Annotated in this window: 22 protein-coding genes and 1 pseudogene; 19 read left to right on the top strand and 4 right to left on the bottom strand. The window is 54.4% G+C overall.

Translation table 11 applies throughout. From position 1 onward, the window contains the following. Positions 1-46: 46 nt before the first annotated feature. The 19 genes and pseudogenes from VSQ30_RS08435 (at position 47) to VSQ30_RS08345 (ending at position 16,415) form a co-directional block, all read left to right on the top strand. Positions 47-1,783 (top strand): NADH-dependent [FeFe] hydrogenase, group A6, encoded by a 1,737-nt coding sequence (locus VSQ30_RS08435; RefSeq protein ID WP_334463367.1) that lies wholly within the window; start codon positions 47-49, stop codon positions 1,781-1,783. A gap of 184 nt (positions 1,784-1,967) precedes the next feature. After that, complete coding sequence (locus tag VSQ30_RS08430; RefSeq protein WP_334463365.1) at positions 1,968-2,408, top strand: LytTR family DNA-binding domain-containing protein; 441 nt, start codon at positions 1,968-1,970, stop codon at positions 2,406-2,408. Between the two features lie 15 nt (positions 2,409-2,423). Continuing rightward, positions 2,424-2,867, top strand: coding sequence for a DUF3021 family protein (locus tag VSQ30_RS08425; RefSeq protein ID WP_334463363.1), 444 nt, complete (start codon positions 2,424-2,426; stop codon positions 2,865-2,867). A 249-nt stretch (positions 2,868-3,116) separates the two neighbouring features. Beyond that, positions 3,117-3,887, top strand: coding sequence for a YdcF family protein (locus VSQ30_RS08420; protein WP_160641325.1), 771 nt, complete (start codon positions 3,117-3,119; stop codon positions 3,885-3,887). Between the two features lie 31 nt (positions 3,888-3,918). Further along, entirely contained in the window at positions 3,919-5,202 is a 1,284-nt protein-coding gene (locus tag VSQ30_RS08415; protein WP_334463361.1) for a dihydroorotase, read from the top strand. Between the two features lie 163 nt (positions 5,203-5,365). Beyond that, on the top strand, positions 5,366-6,307 hold the full coding sequence (pyrF, locus tag VSQ30_RS08410; RefSeq protein ID WP_334463359.1) for an orotidine-5'-phosphate decarboxylase: 942 nt from the start codon (positions 5,366-5,368) through the stop codon (positions 6,305-6,307). A 10-nt stretch (positions 6,308-6,317) separates the two neighbouring features. Continuing rightward, the gene (locus VSQ30_RS08405) at positions 6,318-7,079 is read left to right on the top strand and encodes a dihydroorotate dehydrogenase electron transfer subunit (RefSeq protein WP_334463357.1); all 762 of its coding nucleotides are present in this window, start codon (positions 6,318-6,320) and stop codon (positions 7,077-7,079) included. Further along, on the top strand, positions 7,076-7,525 hold the full coding sequence (locus VSQ30_RS08400) for an NUDIX hydrolase (RefSeq protein WP_334463355.1): 450 nt from the start codon (positions 7,076-7,078) through the stop codon (positions 7,523-7,525). The genes VSQ30_RS08405 and VSQ30_RS08400 overlap by 4 nt, the downstream gene beginning before the upstream one ends. Positions 7,526-7,557: 32 nt before the next feature. Next, positions 7,558-8,130: pseudogene (locus VSQ30_RS08395) on the top strand (Type 1 glutamine amidotransferase-like domain-containing protein); the annotation flags it as partial. A gap of 33 nt (positions 8,131-8,163) precedes the next feature. After that, positions 8,164-9,066: a dihydroorotate dehydrogenase gene (locus VSQ30_RS08390; protein ID WP_334464831.1), complete on the top strand. Its 903-nt coding sequence runs from the start codon at positions 8,164-8,166 to the stop codon at positions 9,064-9,066. Beyond that, the gene (locus tag VSQ30_RS08385) at positions 9,060-9,725 is read left to right on the top strand and encodes a histidine phosphatase family protein (RefSeq protein ID WP_334463353.1); all 666 of its coding nucleotides are present in this window, start codon (positions 9,060-9,062) and stop codon (positions 9,723-9,725) included. The genes VSQ30_RS08390 and VSQ30_RS08385 overlap by 7 nt, the downstream gene beginning before the upstream one ends. Continuing rightward, positions 9,722-10,147 (top strand): Holliday junction resolvase RuvX, encoded by a 426-nt coding sequence (ruvX, locus tag VSQ30_RS08380; RefSeq protein WP_334463351.1) that lies wholly within the window; start codon positions 9,722-9,724, stop codon positions 10,145-10,147. The genes VSQ30_RS08385 and ruvX overlap by 4 nt, the downstream gene beginning before the upstream one ends. Positions 10,148-10,279: 132 nt before the next feature. Further along, entirely contained in the window at positions 10,280-11,149 is an 870-nt protein-coding gene (locus VSQ30_RS08375; protein ID WP_334463348.1) for a DegV family protein, read from the top strand. 175 nt (positions 11,150-11,324) lie between these two features. Continuing rightward, complete coding sequence (gene tgt / locus VSQ30_RS08370; protein ID WP_334463346.1) at positions 11,325-12,455, top strand: tRNA guanosine(34) transglycosylase Tgt; 1,131 nt, start codon at positions 11,325-11,327, stop codon at positions 12,453-12,455. A gap of 87 nt (positions 12,456-12,542) precedes the next feature. After that, entirely contained in the window at positions 12,543-12,872 is a 330-nt protein-coding gene (gene yajC / locus VSQ30_RS08365) for a preprotein translocase subunit YajC (RefSeq protein ID WP_160641334.1), read from the top strand. A gap of 112 nt (positions 12,873-12,984) precedes the next feature. Next, the gene (locus VSQ30_RS08360; RefSeq protein WP_334463344.1) at positions 12,985-13,362 is read left to right on the top strand and encodes a TIGR04086 family membrane protein; all 378 of its coding nucleotides are present in this window, start codon (positions 12,985-12,987) and stop codon (positions 13,360-13,362) included. An 895-nt stretch (positions 13,363-14,257) separates the two neighbouring features. Beyond that, positions 14,258-14,584, top strand: a complete 327-nt coding sequence (locus VSQ30_RS08355; RefSeq protein ID WP_160641336.1) for a hypothetical protein — start codon at positions 14,258-14,260, stop codon at positions 14,582-14,584. Positions 14,585-14,599: 15 nt separating this feature from the next. Beyond that, positions 14,600-15,496, top strand: a complete 897-nt coding sequence (locus tag VSQ30_RS08350) for a tyrosine recombinase (protein WP_334463341.1) — start codon at positions 14,600-14,602, stop codon at positions 15,494-15,496. A 13-nt stretch (positions 15,497-15,509) separates the two neighbouring features. Beyond that, a complete protein-coding gene (locus VSQ30_RS08345; protein ID WP_334463339.1) occupies positions 15,510-16,415 on the top strand; it encodes a DUF624 domain-containing protein in 906 nt (301 codons plus the stop codon). Positions 16,416-16,473: 58 nt separating this feature from the next. On the opposite strand, the gene VSQ30_RS08340 is transcribed toward VSQ30_RS08345, so the two are convergent. From VSQ30_RS08340 to VSQ30_RS08325, 4 genes are all read right to left on the bottom strand, one after another. After that, complete coding sequence (locus VSQ30_RS08340; RefSeq protein ID WP_334463338.1) at positions 16,474-17,481, bottom strand: tyrosine recombinase XerC; 1,008 nt, start codon at positions 17,479-17,481, stop codon at positions 16,474-16,476. A gap of 162 nt (positions 17,482-17,643) precedes the next feature. Further along, positions 17,644-18,375 (bottom strand): DUF6873 family GME fold protein, encoded by a 732-nt coding sequence (locus VSQ30_RS08335; protein ID WP_334463337.1) that lies wholly within the window; start codon positions 18,373-18,375, stop codon positions 17,644-17,646. Continuing rightward, positions 18,372-19,751 (bottom strand): DNA repair protein RadA, encoded by a 1,380-nt coding sequence (gene radA, locus VSQ30_RS08330; protein WP_334463335.1) that lies wholly within the window; start codon positions 19,749-19,751, stop codon positions 18,372-18,374. Before radA ends, VSQ30_RS08335 begins: the two co-directional genes overlap by 4 nt. A 98-nt stretch (positions 19,752-19,849) precedes the next feature. Next, positions 19,850-20,569 carry an N-acetylmuramoyl-L-alanine amidase gene (locus VSQ30_RS08325; RefSeq protein WP_334463334.1) on the bottom strand — a complete coding sequence of 240 codons (720 nt, stop codon included), beginning with the start codon at positions 20,567-20,569 and terminating at the stop codon, positions 19,850-19,852. Positions 20,570-20,735: the final 166 nt, after the last annotated feature.

Raw genomic sequence — 20,735 nt, 5'->3', positions numbered from 1 at the left:
GCAACAGCTTACCACGCAGACGTAAGAAAGGATTGATTAGTAATCTATGGATATGGTCAATATCAAGATTAACGGCGTGTCCTATGAGGTTCCCAAGGATTCTACCGTCCTGGAAGCCGCCCGCACTGCCGGTATTGATATCCCCACCCTTTGCTTTTTGAAGGATATCAACCAGATAGGCGCCTGCCGTATGTGCATGGTAGAGGTAAAGGGCGCCCGCTCCCTGGTGGCCGCCTGCGTATACCCCGTAAATGACGGCATGGAAGTGTTCACTAACTCTCCCAAGGTACAGCAGTCCCGCCGCATGACGCTGGAGCTGCTGCTCTCCGTCCATGAGCGGAAGTGCCTGACCTGCGACCGCAGCGGCAACTGCGAGCTGCAGAAGCTGTGCAATGACATGGGCATTGAGGAAGAGGAGCGCTTTGCAGGGGCGCTGCCCAACAATGTTACCGATGTTTCCACCCCGTATCTGGAGCGCAACAACGCCAAGTGCGTCTTGTGCCGCCGCTGCGTGGCTGCCTGCCAGAACCAGCATGTTTCTGTTATCGGCGCAAACAACCGCGGCTTTGACACCCAGATTGGCTGTGCCTTTGAGGCCCCTCTGGCAGACGTTTCCTGCGTGGCCTGCGGACAGTGCATTGTAAGCTGTCCCACAGGCGCCCTGCGCGAGAAGGACAACACACAGGATGTTATCGACGCTATCAACGATCCTGAGAAGATCGTGATTGTGCAGACTGCTCCTGCTGTGCGCGCTGCTTTGGGCGAGGAATTTGGCATGCCCATCGGCACCAATGTAGAGGGCAAGATGGCGGCCGCTCTGCGCCGTCTGGGCTTTGACAAGGTGTTCGATACCGATTTCGGCGCAGACATGACCATCATGGAGGAGGCCCACGAGTTTGTCGATCGTGTGAAGAACGGCGGCACCCTGCCCATGATCACCTCCTGCTCTCCCGGATGGGTGAAGTTCTGCGAGCACTATTACCCGGATTTGCTGGACAATCTCTCTAGCTGCAAATCTCCCCAGAACATGACTGGCGCGCTGATTAAGACCTGGTATGCCCAGAAGGAAGGCATTGATCCCTCTAAGATTGTTTCTGTCTCCGTTATGCCCTGCACAGCGAAGAAGTTTGAAATCAAGCGGGAGGATGAAGCTGCTGCCGGCCTGCCTGATGTGGACATCAGCCTGACCACTCGGGAGCTTGCCAAGATGATTAAGAAGGCCCAGCTCAACTTCAACCGCCTGCCTGATGAGAAGTTTGATGACGCCATGGGCGTATCCACCGGTGCGGCTGTCATCTTCGGCGCTACCGGCGGCGTGATGGAAGCGGCCCTGCGCACTGCAGCCGATGTGCTGGAGGGCAAGTCTGTGGAGTCTATCGACTATGAAGAAGTCCGCGGCACCGAGGGCATTAAGGAAGCCGTGTACAAGGTAGCGGGCATGGATGTGAAGGTGGCTGTAGCCAGCGGCCTTTCCAATGCCAACAAGATTCTGGAGAAAATCCGCGCAGGCGAGGCAGATTACCACTTTGTGGAAATTATGTGCTGTCCTGGCGGCTGCGTAAATGGCGGCGGCCAGCCCATTGTATCCGCTACAGAGCGGAGCTTCACCGATGTGAAGGCCCAGCGTGCCAAGGCCCTGTACGATCAGGACAAAGCTATGCCTCTGCGCAAGTCCCATGAAAGCCCTGTAGTGAAGAAGTGCTATGAGGAGTTTCTGGGCGAGCCTGGCAGCCACAAGGCCCACGAGGTTCTGCACACCACTTACGTAAAGCGCGGCTATTAATCTTATGCCCCTGGCAAGGCGTATAGCGTGATAGTTCCATAAAACAGAGAGCATCGGAGCGTTTGTTTCGGTGCTCTTTTTTTGCGCCTTGAGGCCCGGAAAACCCAGGTGGCGCAAAAGCTCTTGCAATCCTGAAGCCTGGTGGGGTATACTGTGGGCAGGCCAAGGGAAAGGAGGCAGAACGATGCAGATTAAGCTGGAGGAAGATTCAGCCTTGGAGGAGATGGAGGTCCTTATCCGCTGCCCCCGGGCGGACAGCGAAGCCCAAAGGCTGCTGGCCTTGCTGCGGGCTATGGACGGGCGGAAGCTGACCGGGGAACAGGGCGGACAGACCTACCTACTGGACATGGAGGAGGTGCTCTACATCGACACAGTGGACAGGAAAACCTTTTTGTACACAGCAGAAGGTGTATTTGAAACGCCTTTACGGTTATATGAGCTGGAAGAACGGCTTATTGGCCGGGGGTTTTTCCGGGCCTCCAAATCTGTGATTGTCAACTTCAACGCCATTCAGTCCCTGCGGCCCGACCTGGGAGGTCGGCTGCGGCTGACCATGCGGGGCGGGGAGGCTGTGTATGTGTCCAGGCAGTATGCGGCTGGGCTGAAAAAAAGGTTGGGACTGTAATGGGAGGAGTGCATTATGAAAAAATTTTTGCAGTTTGTAGGAGAGATGAAAACCTGGGGCTGTCTGAGCTTTACAGGATCGCTGTGCATTTACACCCTGATCGACACCTTTTGGGGAGACGGGCAGATTGCCTGCGCCACTGTGTATCAGCTATTGGCCCTGTGCGGCATTATCACTCTGCTGCAGTATGTGTTTTTCTCAGGCCGCGTGCTGAAAAAGCCCAGCTATTACCTGCGCATGGCGGTTTTCTGCCTGCTGGTTTTTGGCACATGCGCAGGGTTTGCCAGAGCGTTCCGCTGGTTCCCCATGGAAAACCTGGCTGCCTGGGGGATGTTTGTAGTGATTTTCTTTGTTATCTTCCTGGTGTTCTGCTTGGGATTTGAGATTCATTTCCGCATTTTAGGAAAAAAGTATGACATGGCATTGGGCCGCGCCAAGCAGGAAAGGGAAAAGCCTTGACAGGCTTTTCTTAAGCTTTGCTGGAATGTTGTTTTGCCGGGTATTCCCGCTGTCAGGCGGGAGTGCCCGGTTTTTGTTTTATGGCTGGGGCACATTCAGGCGAAATCTCCAGGAAAATCTTTTTTGCGTACGAAAATAGTTTACCCCGGGGATAAAATGTTGTATAATGAAAATTACCCCGGAGATAGCACAAACGCTAAGCTACGGGGCAGAATAATGGGAAAGGACTGGGGATGAGAAAAGAACACTATGAAGAAAGCAAAACTGATTGGTAAAGCTGCCGGGTGCATATTGTGCGCAGCCGGATGTGTGTGGTTTTTATTGCCTGTTCTGCGTGGCGGATTCCAGCTTGGCGCGGCCTTTGGGCTGGGCGTGTGCGCTTTTGGCCTGGCTCTGCTGCTGTGTTATCGGAGGCTTGCAGAGGCTGGCGGATGGAAAAAAATCTGTGTCCGGATATTTTCCGTCCTCTATGCTCTGGGAATAGGCTGGGCGACAGCCCTTACTGTGCTGATGTTTTCCGTACAGTTTCGCACCCCGCCGCCTGGGACGGATATTATTGTGCTGGGGGCCAGAATTTACAGTGCGGAACGCATGGGCGTGAGCCTGCAGAACCGGGTCGATGCGGCTGCTGCTTATTTGCTGGAATATCCGGAGGCCCGGTGCATTGTCACTGGGGGACAGGGCGGGGACGAGCCTTGCCCGGAAGCCCTTACCCAGAAAAACGGCTTGATGCGCCGGGGGGTGGAGGCGGAACGCATTTATATGGAGGACAAGTCCCACAATACCAGGGAGAACATGGTGTATGCCATGGAGGTTGCGGAGAAAGAGGGGATAAGCACAGAGGTGGCTGTGGTGACCCAGAGCTTTCACATGTTCCGGGCGCTGCAACTGGCGGAAAGCGCCGGATTCACCGCTTACAGCCTAGTGGCGGAGACAGATCCTATCCTGTTCCCGGAATATTACGGGCGGGAGCTTTTATCCCTGACCAAGTGGACGGTACAGCACGCCATTTTAGACTGACCAGTTTGTATTTTGAGAGAGGTGGCAGAGTATGACGGTTTTATTGAAGCGCGCCCATATTATCGACCCCAGCCAGTCTTTGGACATGGCGGGGGATCTTCTGCTGCGGGACGGGAGAATCGCCAAGGTGGGGGAAGACTTATTCCAGCACATAGGGGAAGCGGAGGAGGTTCTGGACTGCGCGGGGCTGGTGGCGGCACCGGGGCTAGTGGATATGCATGTCCATCTGCGGGATCCGGGGCTGACCTATAAGGAGGATTTGTTCTCCGCTTGCAGGGCCGCCGCCGCCGGAGGCGTTACCAGCCTTTTGGCCATGCCAAACACCCGGCCTGTTATGGACAGCCCGGAACTGGTGCGGGACTTGCTGGAGCGCGCCGGGACGGCAGATGCTGCTGTCTATACGGCAGCCTGCGTTACCCAGGGGATGCAGGGAGAGAAGCTTACAGACTTTGAGGCTTTAAAAGAAGCCGGGGCCATTGCCTTAAGCGATGACGGGGCGCCTGTGGGCAGTTCCCGGCTGCTGCTGGAGGCTTTGGAGCAAGCCCCCGGGCTGGGGCTTGCCATCTGCGCCCACTGCGAGGACTTGGACTTGGCTAAGGGCGGGCTGATGCACAAAGGGGCGGTTTCTGAGGAGCTGGGTGTTCCCGGCATCCCTGCCGCCGCCGAGGACTGCGGCACTGCCCGGGAGCTGGCGGCAGCGGCTTCTATTGGCGCGCCTATTCATATCTGTCATGTGAGCACAAAAGGTTCTGTAGAACTGATACGGGACTATAAGCGCCGGGGGCTGCCTGTTACGGCGGAGACGTGCCCCCATTACCTTTTGCTGACGGACGAGGCCCTCCGCGGCCGGGACGCGGATTACCGCATGAACCCGCCCCTGCGCGGCGAAGCGGACAGGCTGGCGCTGCTTGAGGGGCTGAAGGATGGCACCATCGACGCGATTGCAACGGATCACGCCCCACACAGCCCCAAGGAGAAGGCAGATTTTTATGCTGCGCCTAACGGCTCTATTGGCATGGAAACCTCCCTTTGCGCCGCCTTTACGGCCCTGGAAGGGGTGCTCTCCCTGCCGGAAATTCTGGAAAAGATGAGCGCTGCTCCGGCCCGCATACTGGGCATTCCGGCAGGCACGCTTAAAGAGGGGGCATGGGCGGATATCCTTCTGTTTGACCCGGCGGGGCACTGGCAGGTTCTGGAAAACAAGCTGCATGGCAAAAGCAGGAACACCCCCTTTAAAGGCATGACGCTAAAGGGGCGTGTAGCCGCCACCTTCTTCCGGGGGAGAAAAGTGTTTGACAACCGGGCTGGATTGTGATATGATACCCGGGACAAGGTTTTCCAGGCCCAGCCCGAAAGGACGCGGCCCAAGGGGCAGTGGGTGCGGGAAAGCCGGAGAATAGTTTTACCATGCCGGGCCGCGACATTTTGTGTTGCGGCTTTCTTTCTGCGGAAATCTAAAAAACAAGGGAGTGCTGACAATGTCCATGGACAGGCTGCTGGAAAAAATGGTTGAGAAACAAAATCCCACAGTGGCGGGCCTAGACCCCAAGCTTAGCTACATACCAGAGTATATCCGGGAGGAAAGCTACGGAAAGTTTGGCAAGACGCTGGAAGGCGCGGCAGACGCCTTGCTGGCCTTCAACAAGGGGCTGATTGACGGGCTGTGTGATATTGTCCCCGCTGTGAAGCCCCAGGCGGCTTACTATGAGATGTACGGCTGGCAGGGGATGCGGACGCTGGCTGAAACCATTGCTTATGCCAAAAGCAAGGGCATGTTTGTGATTACGGACGGCAAGCGCAATGACATCGGCGCTACCATGCAGGCCTATGCCTGCGCCCACTTGGGAGAGACAGAGGTGGAGGGCGAGGCAATTGAGGCCTTTGGGGCGGACGCCCTGACGGTGAACGGGTATCTGGGCACAGACGGCATTGATCCGCTGCTTACGGTTTGCGCGGGGAGGGACAAGGGCATTTTTGTGCTGGTGAAAACCTCCAACCCCTCTTCCGGAGAGTTCCAGGATCAGATGCTCCATGCCATGTATGAGCCGCTGTACCGGGCTATGGGCAACATGTGCCAGCATTGGGGGCAGAAGCTGCCTGGAAAATATGGCTACAGCGGCGTGGGGGCTGTAGTGGGGGCCACCTACCCTAAGCAGCTTAAAGAACTGCGCAAAGCCTTGCCAGACACCATTTTCCTGGTGCCCGGCTATGGCGCACAGGGGGGCGCTGCCGCCGACGTGGCCCAGGGCTTTGACAAGAACGGCCTGGGGGCTATTGTCAATTCCTCCCGGGGCATTATGTGCGCCTGGCAAAAGGAAAACTGCGACCCCAAAGACTTTGCCGGTGCTGCCCGCAGGGAAGCTTTGCGGATGCGGGATGAGATTATGGGCTGTGTGGGGCAGATGAAGCTGCCTCTGTAAAGGAGGGCATATGAAAAAGTTTGATTCTGTGATGTGCAGGCTGGAGGAAGCCTGGAAGCTTACGGAAGATGTATTCGATTACGTCTTTTCCTGCCCGGGGCTTGCAGAGAAAGCCTGCCCGGGGCAGTTTGCCCAAATCCGCCTGCCGGGGCATACACTGCGCCGCCCTATCTCCATCTGCGGCATAGACAGGGAAAGGGGCCTTCTACGCTTTGTCTTCCAGATTCGGGGCCAGGGAACGGCGGAGCTGGCGGAATGTGAACCAGGAGATGAACTGGAAATTATGGCTCCTCTGGGGAAAGGGTTTCCCCTTGACAGCAACAAACGCACCCTGCTGATAGGCGGGGGCATTGGCGTGCCGCCCCTTTTGGGCTGCGCAGCCGGGTTAGGGGAGAAGGCGGTTGCCTGCCTGGGATTTCGCAATGAAGCCGCGGTTATTCTGGAGGAGGATTTCCGGGCGGCTGGGGCAAAGGTTTCTGTGGCCACAGACGACGGCAGCTATGGGCACCGTGGCCTTGTGACAGAGCTTGTAAAGCAGGAGGGCTTTGACGCGGTGTTTGCCTGCGGGCCTGCCCCCATGCTCCGGGCGGCAAAGGCCCTGGCAGAGAGCCGGGGCGTGCCCTGCTATCTCTCCTTGGAAGAGCGGATGGCCTGTGGCATTGGGGCCTGCCTGGGCTGCGCCACGCCTTTGCTCCGGGAGGACGGAAGCCAGTATTTCGGGCATGTGTGCAAGGACGGCCCGGTATTCAGCAGTTGCATGGTGCAGTTGTGAGCTACAACTTTCAGGTGCGCGTGACTGGGGTGCTGCTGGAGGAGGGCAGCCTGCTTCTGGTGAAGCAGAGGCTTAGCGATAACCGGGGTTGGTCCCTGCCCGGAGGGCGGCTGGAGCAGGGGGAAACCCTGGGGCAGGGAGTATGCCGGGAGATAGAGGAAGAAACCGGGCTGCAGGTTCGGGTGCAAAAGCTTTTGTATGTATGCGACGCGGAACAGTCCCAGCACACCCTGCTGCATGTTACCTTCCTGCTGGAGCGGACAGGAGGCGCGCTCCGGCTGCCGGACAATTCCAAGGACGAAAACCCCATATCCGACGTGCGCTTTGTGCCTGTGGAGGATCTTGAAGCTTATGGCTTTTCCGGAAGGTTTTCAAAGCTTGCCAGGGAAGGGTTCCCCGGCAGGGGCTACGCGGGGGACAAGCGGGCTATCGGGCTGGGGCTTTGAGCAGAATATAACTTTAAGTAGGGGGAACGCATATGGTTTTGCTGTGTTCAAATGGCCTGACAAGCTATGAATTGCTGCAGGAGGCACAAAAGCATATAAAAGGCGCTAAAAAGGCGGCCTTGGTGGTGACGGCTGACCCGGAATATAAGGAAAAAAACTACCATGTGGAGCGCTGCTGCCGTGAGCTTGCCTATCTGGGCCTGGAGACAGATATCTTTGACTTCGACACCCAGCCGGCAGAGCAGCTTCTCCAATATGGTGTGGTAGAGCTGATAGGCGGCAACCCTTACTACCTGCTTCATTCCATCCGGGAACATAAGGGGGAGAGGGCGCTGCGCCAAATTGCCGAAATGGGCCTGCTGATTGGTTGGAGCGCCGGGGCGCTGGTGCTGGGGCCTACTTTGGGGCTTATCGACCAGTATAGCCCGGAGATGAATACGGTGGGGCTTACAGACCTACGGGCTTTGGAGCTGGCCCAGGTGCAGATCCTGCCCCATTACAGCAAGCAGCAGCGGCAGGATGGGAATACGGAGGAGAAGTGCCGCCAGTATGAAAAGGAGAACCAGTGTACGGTGCTTCGCCTGGATGATGGCGAAGGGGTTGTGCTGGAAAAGGAACCGCGAAAGATTGCGCTTAAAATGAAGGTGCATGTGGCAGGGGTGGAGTTTACCAATCCCCTTATTGCCGCGTCAGGTACATTTGGCTTTGGCAGGGAGTATGGCGAGCTGTACCCTTTGTCCCTGCTGGGGGGCATTTCCTGCAAGGGCATCACCATCAAGGAGCGCCCTGGCAATCCGCCGCCCCGGGTGACGGAGACGCCGGGAGGAATGCTGAACGCTGTGGGGCTGCAAAATCCTGGAGTGGATCACTTCATAAAGGAGGATCTTCCCTGGCTTAGAAGGCAGGGCACCCGCATTATCGCCAACGTGGCGGGGAATGCTCCGGAGGACTACTGCGAGACTGTGGAGAAGCTGAACGATACCTGTGTGGACATGGTGGAACTGAACATCTCCTGCCCCAATGTGAAGCAGGGCGGGGTGCAGTTTGGCACCACGGCGGAAGGAGTGTTTGGCATTACCCAGGAGGTGAGAAAACACTGCAAAAAGCCTTTGATGGTGAAGCTTTCCCCTAATGTGACAGATATTTCCGAAATGGCCCTGGCGGCGGAAAGGGCAGGGGCAGACGCGGTGTCTTTGATTAACACCCTGACGGGTATGCGCATTGACATCCGCACCCGCCGGCCCATTATCCGCAACAACACAGGAGGGCTTTCCGGCCCGGCCTTGCTGCCTGTTGCCCTGCGTATGGTGTGGCAGACAGCCCAGAAGGTGAAAATTCCCATTGTGGGCCTGGGAGGTATTTCCACCTGGCAGGACGCGGTGGAGATGCTTTTGGCTGGGGCCACAGCTTTGCAGATTGGTACGGTGCTCTTTACAGACCCTTATGCGCCCCAGAAGATTCTGGAGGGCCTTGGAGGATTCATGGAGGAGCAGGGCATTAAGAGCCTTTCCGAACTGACGGGAGGTGTGCGCCCGTGGTGACGCGGCTTTACATTGTGCGGCACTGCCAGTCTACGGGGAATGTAGAGGGGCGGTTCCAGGGGCGGTTTGACGCGCCTGTAAGCCCTCAGGGGGAGCAGCAGTTGGAACTGCTGGCGCTGCGCTTCCGGAATATTCATTTAGACGCGGTGTACTCCAGCCCCTTAACCAGGGCCATGAAAACCGCTGAGGCCTGCTGCCGTTTCCACCCTCTGCCCATTCAGGTGGAAGAAGGGCTTTCGGAGATTGATGTGGGGGAGATGGAGAACTTGTTCCTATGGGAAATTGCCGAAAAGTTTCCTGCCGCAGCCAAGGCCTGGGATGAAGCGCCGGATCAATGCCAGTTTCCCGGAGGGGAATCTATGGAGCAGGTGTACGGGCGGGTGAACGCTGCTATTGACCGCATTATACAGGAGAACCGGGGGAAAACTGTACTGGCTACCACCCATGGCGGGGTGATCCGGAACTTGTATGCCCGGGTGGCATCTGGGTTTCTTGCGGGCATACGGGAAAGCGCGGTGTTCGGCAACACAGGGGTGAGCATACTGGAGGAGGAAAACGGCGTGCTTTCCTGGAAAAAACTAAATGACATGTCCCATCTTACAGAGGAACTGCGCCGCCCGCCGGTGGAATTCCGTTTTGGAGGCAGTGGGCCAGTATGATTATTGTAGCGGTTGATTTGGGCCAGGCCCGGACGGGCTTGGCAGTGTGCGACCGGGGAGAGGTGCTGGCTTCTCCCCTTGCTGTGATACAGGAGCGGGACAGGGCGCGTCTGGTGGAGCGGATTGCTGCCGCGGCCCGGGAAAGAGGGGCACAGCGGCTAGTGGTGGGCCTGCCCCGGAACATGGACGGAAGCGAAGGGGAGAGCGCTCAAAAGGCCCGGGAAACGGGGGCCATGCTGGCAGAAGCTTCCGGGCTGCCTGTGGACTTTTGCGATGAGCGGGGCACCACCATAACGGCCCACAATTACCTGAACGCCACAAATACCCGGGGGAAAAAGCGCAAGGCTGTTGTGGACGCAGTGGCAGCCACTGTGATTTTGGAGGATTATTTGCAGTCCAGACGGAACAGCCATCCTCAATAAGGTTTACAGGCAGGGAAATTTGTAGTATAATATGCCAAACAGGAAATACCTGCCTGCATTTTTTCTGTAAAGAAGGGCATACTGGCAGAAGGCTTTCGGGCAGAAATTCCTATACAGGAGGGGGCTGCTTTCATGGCAGGCTATCGGATTATTACTGATTCTACCACAGACATTACCCCGGAGATGATAGAAGATCTGGGGGTGACTGTGATTCCCATGTGTTTTATGCTGGAAAACCAGACGCACCGGAATATCCCTGGCGGAGGGATGCCTATACCGGACTTTTATAACAAGCTGCGGGCAGGCCAGACGTCCACCACCGCACAGATAATCGCAGAGGAATTTATAGAGGTGTTTTCCCCTGTGCTGGCTGAGGGGGAGGATGTGCTGTACATCGCCTTTTCTTCCGGCCTTAGCGGCACCTGCCAGAGCGCTTTCATTGCCAAGCAGCAGTTGGAAGAGCAGTTCCCCGGGCGCAGGGTGGAAGTGTTCGACTCTCTTGCCGCCTCCATGGGGGAGGGGCTGCTGGTGTATCTGGCGGCCCAGCAGCAAAAGGCCGGGCTTACGCTGGATCAACTGCTGGAGTGGCTGAAGGAAAATGTGCTGCACCTTTGCCACTGGTTTACGGTGGATGATCTGAACCACCTGAAGAGGGGCGGGCGGGTGTCTGCCGCTACGGCTCTGGTGGGCACTATGCTGGGGATTAAGCCTGTGCTTCATGTGGACGATGAAGGCCATCTGATCCCGGTTTCCAAGGTGCGGGGCAGGAAGCAGTCTTTAGACGAGCTGGTGCGCAAGATGGCAGAAACAGCCCTGGATCCTGCCGGACAGACTGTATTTATCAGCCATGGGGACTGCCTGGCAGACGCCCAGTATGTGGAGAAGAGGATTCGGGAGACGCTGGGCGTGAAAAAATTCTATATAAACTTTATTGGCCCTGTGATTGGCGCCCATTCCGGCCCGGGCACAGTAGCCCTGTTCTTCTTGGGACAGCATAGGTAGCTGCGCCCGGCAAACATGCAAGCAGCGGCGCGGGGGTGTCCTTGCGCCGCTGCTTTTTGGGGCCAAGGACATATATTAGATAAAATAAAGATTTTGTATAATTTACGCGGCTTTATCAGGAAATGAATTTACAGGAAAGGGCGAAAGGCTGAGCTTTCGCGCAACGGGGGAACATATGTATAAGCTTCTAAAAACCGAGGGCGCTGCCCGCCGGGGTGAATTTGAAACTGTCCATGGCACAGTGCAGACGCCTGCCTTTATGAATGTCGCCACTGCCGGAGCCATTAAGGGGGCTGTGTCTGCCTATGATTTGCGGGAGCTGAAATGCCAGGTTCAGCTTTGCAACACCTATCATCTGCACCTGCGGCCGGGAGATGAGACAGTGAAAAAACTGGGAGGGGTTCGGAAGTTTACGGGCTGGGACGGCCCGGTGCTTACGGACAGCGGCGGCTTCCAGGTGTTTTCCCTGGCAAAGCTGCGCCGTATCCAGGAGGAAGGCGTAACCTTTGCCTCCCACATTGACGGCAGGCGCATCTTTATGGGGCCGGAGGAGAGCATCCGCATCCAGTCCAATTTAGGCTCTACTATAGCCATGGCTTTTGACGAGTGTGTGGAAAACCCAGCGGAATATGCGTATGCGAAAAATTCCTGCGCCCGTACCGCCCGGTGGCTGGAGCGCTGCAAGGCGGAAATGAACCGCTTAAACGCCCTGGAAGATACGTTAAATCCAAACCAACTGTTGTTCGGCATTAACCAGGGGTGTACTTTTGCGGATTTGCGCATAGAGCATATGAAGCGCATTGCCGCCCTGGACTGCGACGGGTATGCCATTGGCGGACTGGCAGTGGGGGAGCCTGCGGAGGAGATGTATCATATTATTGAATCCATAGAGCCGTTTATGCCAAAAGACAAAATCCGCTATCTGATGGGCGTGGGCACGCCTGCCAATATATTGGAAGCAGTGCGCCGGGGCGTTGATCTGTTTGACTGCGTAATGCCCAGCCGGAACGCCCGCCATGGCCACGCCTTTACCATGGAGGGCTGCCAGAACCTGTTGAATGCCAAATATGAGCTGGACGAAGCGCCGCTGGAGGAGGGATGCTCCTGCCCGACCTGCCAGAAATTCAGCAGGGCTTATATCCACCATCTTTTTAAGGCTGGGGAGATGCTGGCAATGCGGCTGACAGTGATGCACAACCTTTTCTTTTATAACAATCTGCTGGAAAAGATACGGAAGTCTCTGGATGAAGGGGTGTTTGAGGGCTTTTACAGGGAGAATGTGGAGAAATTGAGCCGCAGAATATAAACAAATCAAGAAAAATCCAGTTTTTGCTTGCATGTTGACAGCTTTCTTGTTATAATCATAAAGATAAACTCGGAGGTGTAAAAACAAATGAATCAATTAATTCCCCTGACCACCCAGCAAGGCGGCGGCATGAACATGATCGTTGTTCTATTGATATATGCCGTATTCATTGTGGGCATGTATTTTATCTTCTTCAGGCCCCAGAACAAGAGGAAGAAAAAGGAAGCGGAAATGCGCAACAACGCCCAGGTGGGGGATGAGATTACCACCATTGGCGGCATATGCGGGCGCATTGTGGCGATAAAGGACGAGACAGAGTCTATCGTCATTGAAACCGGCAGCGACAAAGCAAAGATGCGCATTAAGCGCTGGGCTATCGGCAGCGTGGACACTGTGCATGAGGAAGAGAAGGAATAAGAAGCTGTACCGATAGGATTGGTGCAGCTTCTAAGAACCAAAAACAGAATATAGCATAAAGAGGCCTCACAGCTCATAGTATTGTACAAACTTGAGCTGTGAGGTCTTTTTTATGAAATTTATCCGATCCATACTCCTTTCCGCCGGGGCAATAGGGGGGAGCAGCCTTGTGCTGCTGGCGATTATCGCGTTCATTATTGCAAGGGCTGGCGTGCTGCCCCAAGGTTCCCTGCCGCTGATAACCACTGCCGCAGCTTGTGCCGCTGCTTTTTTAGGCGGGCTGGCTGCGGCACTGGCGGCGAAAGAGAAGGGGCTGTACCTGGGGCTGGCGTCCGGGGCCTTGCTGGCTGTATGCATCAGTGTGGCATCTTATTTTATGGCTGGAGAGGTTTTTGCTATCAGCGGCGCGGGAAAGATAGCGGCACTTTTAGCCAGCGGAGCCATTGGGGGGGTTCTGGGGGCCAACCGCAAAGCGAAAGTGAAATTTTAAACGCAAAACAAGCATATTTTCAACCTTTATACACACGGCCTAGCTGTGTGTATTTTTATGCATACCATATTTCTGTGTTTTTACATAACCACAAGGCGCATATATTCATAAGTTTACATAATCCAAAATACATAAAATCTTGAGGTACTGCGAAAAAAGAAAAAATATTCATTGAAACCCCTTGCAAAATTCGTGCAGATGGGGTATAGTATAGGACAAGGGGAATTCCCAGGCTGGATCGCTTGCCGGTACAGCGGGGATTTCCACACGGTTTTTATGGCATTGTGGAAAAACAAGCAAGGCTTTCCCCGGGTTTTTTCGGAAAAAGCCCAATATATACCTCTTTTATTTCATCCTCAGTCCTTTATCTTGTTACAGGCAGTTTTCCCGCTCATATGCAAAGGGACAGCACCCTGCCATGCATAAAGTTTGGTCCTGTCCACTGCATATTACGCATGGATGCAACTTGAGTTACAAATAATCTTTTTATACATCGCGGCTTTTATTCAGAAAGAGAGACATAGGCGCGGCCCCTTTTTCATAGATATGTGGCATAAGCTCCATACATTCCCTGTGAAAAAGTAAAGGACGGTGCTTCATGAAAGCAAAAGAAACCCGCGCGCTCTTCCAAGACATCCCCTTTCTCCGGCGTTTTTCCCGAAAAGCTGTTTTTTGCCCTTTGCTGGCTTTGCTGCTATGTGGCGCAGTGGCTGGAGCGGCAGCCGGAGGCACTTTTGATTTTTTTCATAGCGGGCAAGTGCTGCCCCTGTTCTTTTCGGGAATCCCCGACCCTCAGGGGGGCTTTTTTCCCTGTTTCTCCACCTTATTGTTGAATATGCTTATCGGCCTTATCTTGTTGTTCCTTTTAGGAATGACCGCTTTTGGAGTGGCGGCTGTGCCAGCCTTCATCTTTCTGAAAGGCGTTACTGTGGGCCTGGGAGTCCTTTCCTTTTTTACTGTGGACGGGCTTTCCGGGCTGGGCCGGGCGGCATGTACTTATACGCCTGTTACAGCCCTTGCATCTCTGCTGCTCCTGCTTTTCGCCACCCGCACCATGGTTTTTTCCAAGCGCCTGGCAAAGGCCGGGTTCAGCCCTCAGGAAGAAAGTCTGAATTTCCGCCGTTATCTTATGGACTTTTTCCTGTTCCTGTCTTTTGCGGTTATGGCTGCTCTTGTGGGAGGCTTGCTGGCTGTGCTGTACGGCAGTATATTTCCATCATAAAGAAGGTGTTGAAACGTGTACGATTTCCATTCTATGTTCGCGCAGTATCTTATGGAGCAGAAGGCCAATTCTGCTAACACGCGGGAATCTTATTTGCGGGATGTCCAGTATTTTTTGGAGTTTCTTGGCAGGCTGGATATTACGCCTCTAGAAGCAGACGAACGGGATATCCAAGCCTTTGTGCAGCATTTGGCTGATTTAAAGCGCTCTACCACTACTATTTCTCGGAATTTGGCTTCTATCCGCTGTTTTTATAAGTTTCTTATTATGCAGGGGCTTGTGGATCATAACCCGGCCAAGGCGGTAAAGCTGGAAAAGGCGGAGAAAAAGCTGCCCCAGGTTTTGCTGGGGGAAGAGATTGAGCTGCTGCTTGCCCAGCCGGATATCACAGAGCCGAAGGGCTGCCGGGACAAGGCCATGCTGGAGCTGCTGTATGCGACAGGCATCCGGGCCTCGGAGCTTATCAATCTGAACATACAGGACATCAACCTGCGTTCCGGGGTGCTGTACTGCCGGGGCAGCAAAGGCGTGCGTTCCATCCCTATTTACCCTTCTGCTGTGGTGGCGGTGTCTGACTATATATATCGGATGCGGGGCTTGATTGCCGGGCCGGACAGTGGCGAAGCTCTTTTTGTGAACCTGAACGGCGGCAGGCTGACCCGCCAGGGATTCTGGAAGATTGTAAAAGGCTATGCGGTGGAGGCAGGCATTACAAAAGAAATTACGCCCCACACCATCCGCCACTCCTTTGCCCTCCATCTATTGGAAAACGGCGCTTCTGTCAAGGACATTCAGACAATGATGGGCCATGCGGATATTTCCTCTACCCAAGTGTATGTACAGCTTTTGGACAGCCATGTGAATCAGGTGTATCATGACTGCCATCCCAAAGCCCAACGGAAGCTGGGGTAAAGGAGGGAGCGGCTTGCCTTTCTTTGGTGTGTTCAGGCCTTATGGCGGGTCTGAACCTGAAGTGCGCAGAGAGGAAAAGCTCAAAGCAGCGCCAGCGCGGTTTTTTCAGCTTTGGGGGCGGAAATTTTCCCAATTGGTGCGGCTGAACCTGCTTTTCCTGGTTCCGATTCTGCTAGTGCTGGCTTTGATGGCGGCGCTGGAGTTTTTCTTGCCGCACTATCTGATGCGTTTGCCAGAGTCGGGAAACGGTATACAGTGGTGCAGATGGGAGCAGTTTTCCCACCCGGCTCCTTATGAAATGAAAGGCTTCTGGCTGGATATGTGGAGGCTGTGGGCAGTTCCGGCACCGCTGGTGCTGCTTTCTCCATTTTGGGCAGGGCTGGCCCTTGTTACTAGGAATTATGTAAGGGAAGAACACGCTTTTATCTGGTATGATTTCTGGGACGCTGTGAGGGCCAACTGGAAAAGCTTCCTGCTGGGGGGCGCTATGTGCTATCTTCAGTTTGCAGTGTTGTCTACTTCCATTGCCTGTTATGGCTGGGCAGCCCAAAGCCAGCCCTTGTATTATGCCCTTTTATGGCCCTGTGTGATGCTGGGGCTGCTGTGCCTGTTTGCCCAATATTATCTGCCGGTTATGCTGGTTACGTTCCATTTGAAATGGAGACAAGCCTACAAAAATGCTTTGATTTTTTCAGTTGTAGGCCTTGGGCGGAATCTGCTGCTTACGCTCCTTTTAAGCGTACTGGTGCTTTTTTGCAGCCTGCCTTTGCTGGTGCTGAATCTTTTGGTGTTTTCTATCTTCTTCGGGCTGTTCGGCTGCGGTTTTTCCATGTTCCTGGTGAATTTTATGGTTTATCCTGTTGTTGAGCGCCATATGATGCAGAAATCCTGTGAGGAATCTATGACGGACAAAAAATAAAAGCAAGTCTTGAAAGGCGGTTTCGTCTCTCAAGACTTGCTTATTTTTTGCTGTTTTTCTATTCCTCGTCTTTCCGTTCTTTCTTCTCGCTTTTGGGAGATACATGGGCCAGAGGGTTGGCATTTATGGCGCTTTCCATCTGATTGCTGGAGGTGTGCGTATAGATTTCTGTGGTGCCCAGATTGGCATGGCCCAGAATGTCCTGGAGCACCCGGATATCCACATCGCCGTAGCGGTACATTAAGGTGGCGGCTGTGTGGCGCAGCTTGTGTACGGAGTAACCGGGGCCGCTGAGGCCGATTTTATCCAGGTATTTCTTTACCATAGCCTGCACAGTTTTAGGGCTGATGCGGGTTTTCCGGTTGCTGAGAAAGAGGGCGCTGCGATCAATTACGCCGTCCTTGGGACGTACCGCCAGGTAGCTGTTGATAGCGTCCAGGCAGGCTTGGTTTAGGTATACAATGCGCTCCTTGTTGCCCTTGCCCAGGATGCGAAGAGTGGAATTGTTATAGAGCACATCTGAAATGTTGATGGAAACCAGCTCAGCAAGGCGCATTCCGCAGTTGAGAAACAAGGTCAGGATACAGCGGTCGCGCTCTGCGTCCGGGCCTTCTACTGCTTGTAACAGTTCGATGCTTTGTTCGAGAGAAAGAAAATGGGGGAGCGCTTTCTTTTTTTTAGGCGGGGTCAGGTTTTCTGTGGGGTTTTCTGCCAAAAGCTTTTCGTGGACGGTGAGGTATTTGAAAAAGGATTTCAGCGAGGAGGATTTCCGCTGGCGGGTGGAACTCATATTATTGCGCTCGTCTGCCACAAAATTCATAAACTCGAACAGGTCATAGGTTTTGATGTTCCGGACAAATTCCAGGCCCACGTCTTTTACGGAAACTTCTTCCAGTGGCACGCCGGGCTGCACCAAGGCCCAGTTGACCTTTAAGAAACGGAACAGCGTGCGCAGATCCATGCAGTATTCATCTACAGTTTTGGCGGACAATCCTTTGATGTTGCGCAGATACATGGCGTATTCCTGAACGAGATCGGACATTTCCAGTTTGATTGAAAAACTCATGGCAAGGATTCCTTTCTGGGATTTTAGCCGGGTTTTACGGAATTTCAGAGACACGAATACGTTTTTGCCTCCCCTGAATTATACAAAATATCAATTTTGTATAATTGCTCTTTTTGGAAAAAGCCCCTTTCAAAGGTGCTGGCTCCCTCGTCCCTCCTGGCATTAAGCCAAGGGCAAAATACCGCCTACATCTATAAGAGGATTTTGAGTCAGCTCCCAAATGGAAACGCCGCGGCTTTCGCAGAAAGCCCGGATAGCTTTTCCATCAGGATGGCTTTCCAGCCTGCCGGAAACTGCCAGCACATCAGCGGAGACTTTGCCGCAGCATCCACCAATGAAGCCAGTGTCATAGCCAGGCAGTCTGATGAAGCCAGGCCGGATTTTCAGCACAGAAAATCCTTTCGCTTCCAGGGCCTTTGCCATACCTGCGTCGGCAGTTATGCAGGCCTTTTCGTTTATCAGCGCTACAGAGCAGGCCGCATATCCTTGCCGCACTGGCAGCAGTTCCAGTCCCTTGGCTTGAGCCGCGTTTTGTATGCCTGCATCCAGCGTTTGGGGATTCCCCACCAGCCATTTGTCCCATACAAAGCCGTTGCACAGCACATCGCAAGGATACCGGCTTTCTGGCTGACGAATGGTTTCTTTTACAGAAAGCCCCAGGCTGGACAGCTTGTCTTGTAAAGCGCTTTTCCTTAACACAAAGGCTTCTCGTTCAAAAAGGAACACTTGCATGTCAGGATGGTATCCCAGCGGAGCGGGCAAACGGGAATCGAACAAAGTTTTAATAGGGGTAATGCCCTGCCGCTTCAGGCTGTCTGCCAGTTCTGGATATTCCCCGGAAACCAGCGCCAGCTTTGCCGGGCGGAAAGGCAGGCGCGGCGTGTGCGCGCTCATGTAGTGGCAGCCTGGAAAGCCTCCCGGATGTTCCGGGCACCGATAACTTCCAGCCCTTCCAGCTTGCTTTTGGACACGTTTTTCAGCCCATGGTAAGGCAGGATACACCTAGTGAAGCCTAGGCGGCTGATTTCCGCAATGCGCAGTTCTACGTGGCTGACGCTCCGCAGTTCTCCTGCCAGGCCAATTTCCCCGAACACCACAGTATCTTCCCGAATGGGCATGTCCTTCAGGCTGGACACCAGCGCCACAGCTACTGCCAAGTCTACAGAGGGCTGATCCAGCCGCAGGCCCCCCACCACGTTCAGGTATGTGTCTAAATTGGAAAAATAGAAGCCAGCCCGTTTTTCCAGCACAGCCAGAATCAGGGCCATGCGGTTGTTGTCAAAGCCTGTGGCCATGCGCCGGGGCGTGCCAAAGCCTGAGGTGGTGGCAAGCCCCTGTATCTCCGCAAGCAAAGGCCGGGAGCCTTCCATGACAGCGGTGACGCAGGTGCCGGAGGCATCTTTGGGCCTGCCGGACAGCATGGCAAGGGAAGGGTTCTCCACCTGCTGCAGCCCCTTCTCTCCCATGTCGAACACGCCAATCTCGTTTGTAGAGCCGTAACGGTTTTTTACTGCCCGCAAAATGCGGTAGGTCATCTGCCGGTCGCCCTCAAAGAGAAGGACAGCGTCCACAATATGCTCCAGTACCTTTGGCCCGGCAATGGCCCCGTCCTTATTCACATGTCCCACCACAATAACCGGGATGTCCAGGGCTTTGGCACAGCGCATCATCACGTTTGTGCATTCCCGCACCTGGGTAATGCTGCCCGGCGAGGAGGAAAGCTCTGTGTAATTCATGGTCTGGATGGAGTCGATCATCACCAAGTCCGGCTTTTCGGCCCGGATTTGTTCCACTATGTACTGGATATCCGTCTCCGTCAGGATCATCAGGTTCGGGCTTTGCACCCCCAGCCGGGAGGCTCGCAGCTTGATTTGCCGGGCAGACTCCTCCCCGGACACATAGAGCACCCGCAGATTCTGCCCCAGGTATTCGCAGATTTGCAGGAGGATGGTGGATTTGCCAATGCCGGGATCGCCGCTTATCAGCACAAGGGATCCTTTTACGATGCCGCCGCCCAGCACCCTGTCCAGCTCGGACAGGCCTGTGTGGTAGCGGTGCTCGTCTGTGGTGCTGATTTCCCCGATAGGCACTACCCGGGAGGCCATGCCGCCTACAGCCCGCTTTACAGCCGCACGCTGGGCGCTTTCCTGTTCCTTCACTGTCTCCAGAAGGGTGTTCCACTCCCCGCAGGAAGGGCATTTTCCTGCCCATTTGGGGGATTCAAACCCACACTGGGTACACTGGTATATGACTTTGCTTTTGGCTGCCATTGCTTTTTCATTCCTTATGATATGTCAAGTGTAATAGCATTCTTTACAGCCATTATATCACATTTTCATGGATTTGCAAACTGCCCGTTGCTGCCCTGCTACTTTCCGGTATCCTGGTTTGCCTGCAAATAGTCTATCAGCCCGTTATAGATAGCCGCCGCCATTTCCTTCTGGTAGGAGGATGTCTGCAGCTTTTCGGCCTCCTGGGGGTTTGACAAAAAGCCGCATTCTACCAAAATAGCTGGTACATGGCAGTTATACAGCAGATAAATATTTTTTTCAGCCTGCTTGTTTTCCCGTTTGTTTTCAGGCTGCAAGGCGCTTACAATATTTTGCCGGACAGCCTCTGCCAGCACCCCGCTTTCTTCCCGGGCGCCGGAATAAAACACCTGGGTGCCGCTGTACTTGCTTTCGGAAAAGTGGTTCTGGTGGATGCTGATGAGAATGCACTCCCCTGTTTCCTCCACTATGCGCAGACGCTTTTTTGTGTCAGAGCGCTTTCTCTCGGCAATGGTGCCAAGGCTTTGATCCCCTACGGCGCTGTCGGTGTCCCGGATCATGATGACGTTGAAATTATTCTGCTTTAAGTACTTTTCCAGCTCCAGGGCAATGGCTAAATTGATATCCTTTTCCACCGCCCCGTTTATGCCTACGGCTCCGCCGTCTTCGCCGCCATGGCCCGCGTCCACTACAATGGTTCCTTTTTTCTGGAAAAAATCGGCGTGGAAGGACACCACGCCAAAAGCTTCCATGGTTTGTATACCGAAAAGCGCCAGCGCCCCGCAGAATAACACCCAAAATGCCAGCTTCCGTTTCATGCCTTCTCCCCTTTGCCTTGTAGGTTTCACAGTCTTTCCATACAAGCTATGCTGGGAATATTTTTCCTATTCTTTCTTTTCAAAAATCCAGAAGAGGAAAAAAGAAAAGCGCCAGCCTTGCGGGGTTGGGCGCTTTCTTAGAGCGTATCCAACATAAGTTGAATAT

The sequence above is a fragment of the Acutalibacter sp. JLR.KK004 genome (assembly GCF_036941085.1).
Classification (GTDB): Bacteria; Bacillota; Clostridia; order Oscillospirales; family Acutalibacteraceae; genus Acutalibacter.
The sequence above is the reverse complement of the archived record's forward strand: the minus strand, read 5'-3'. Positions and strand labels throughout refer to the sequence as shown.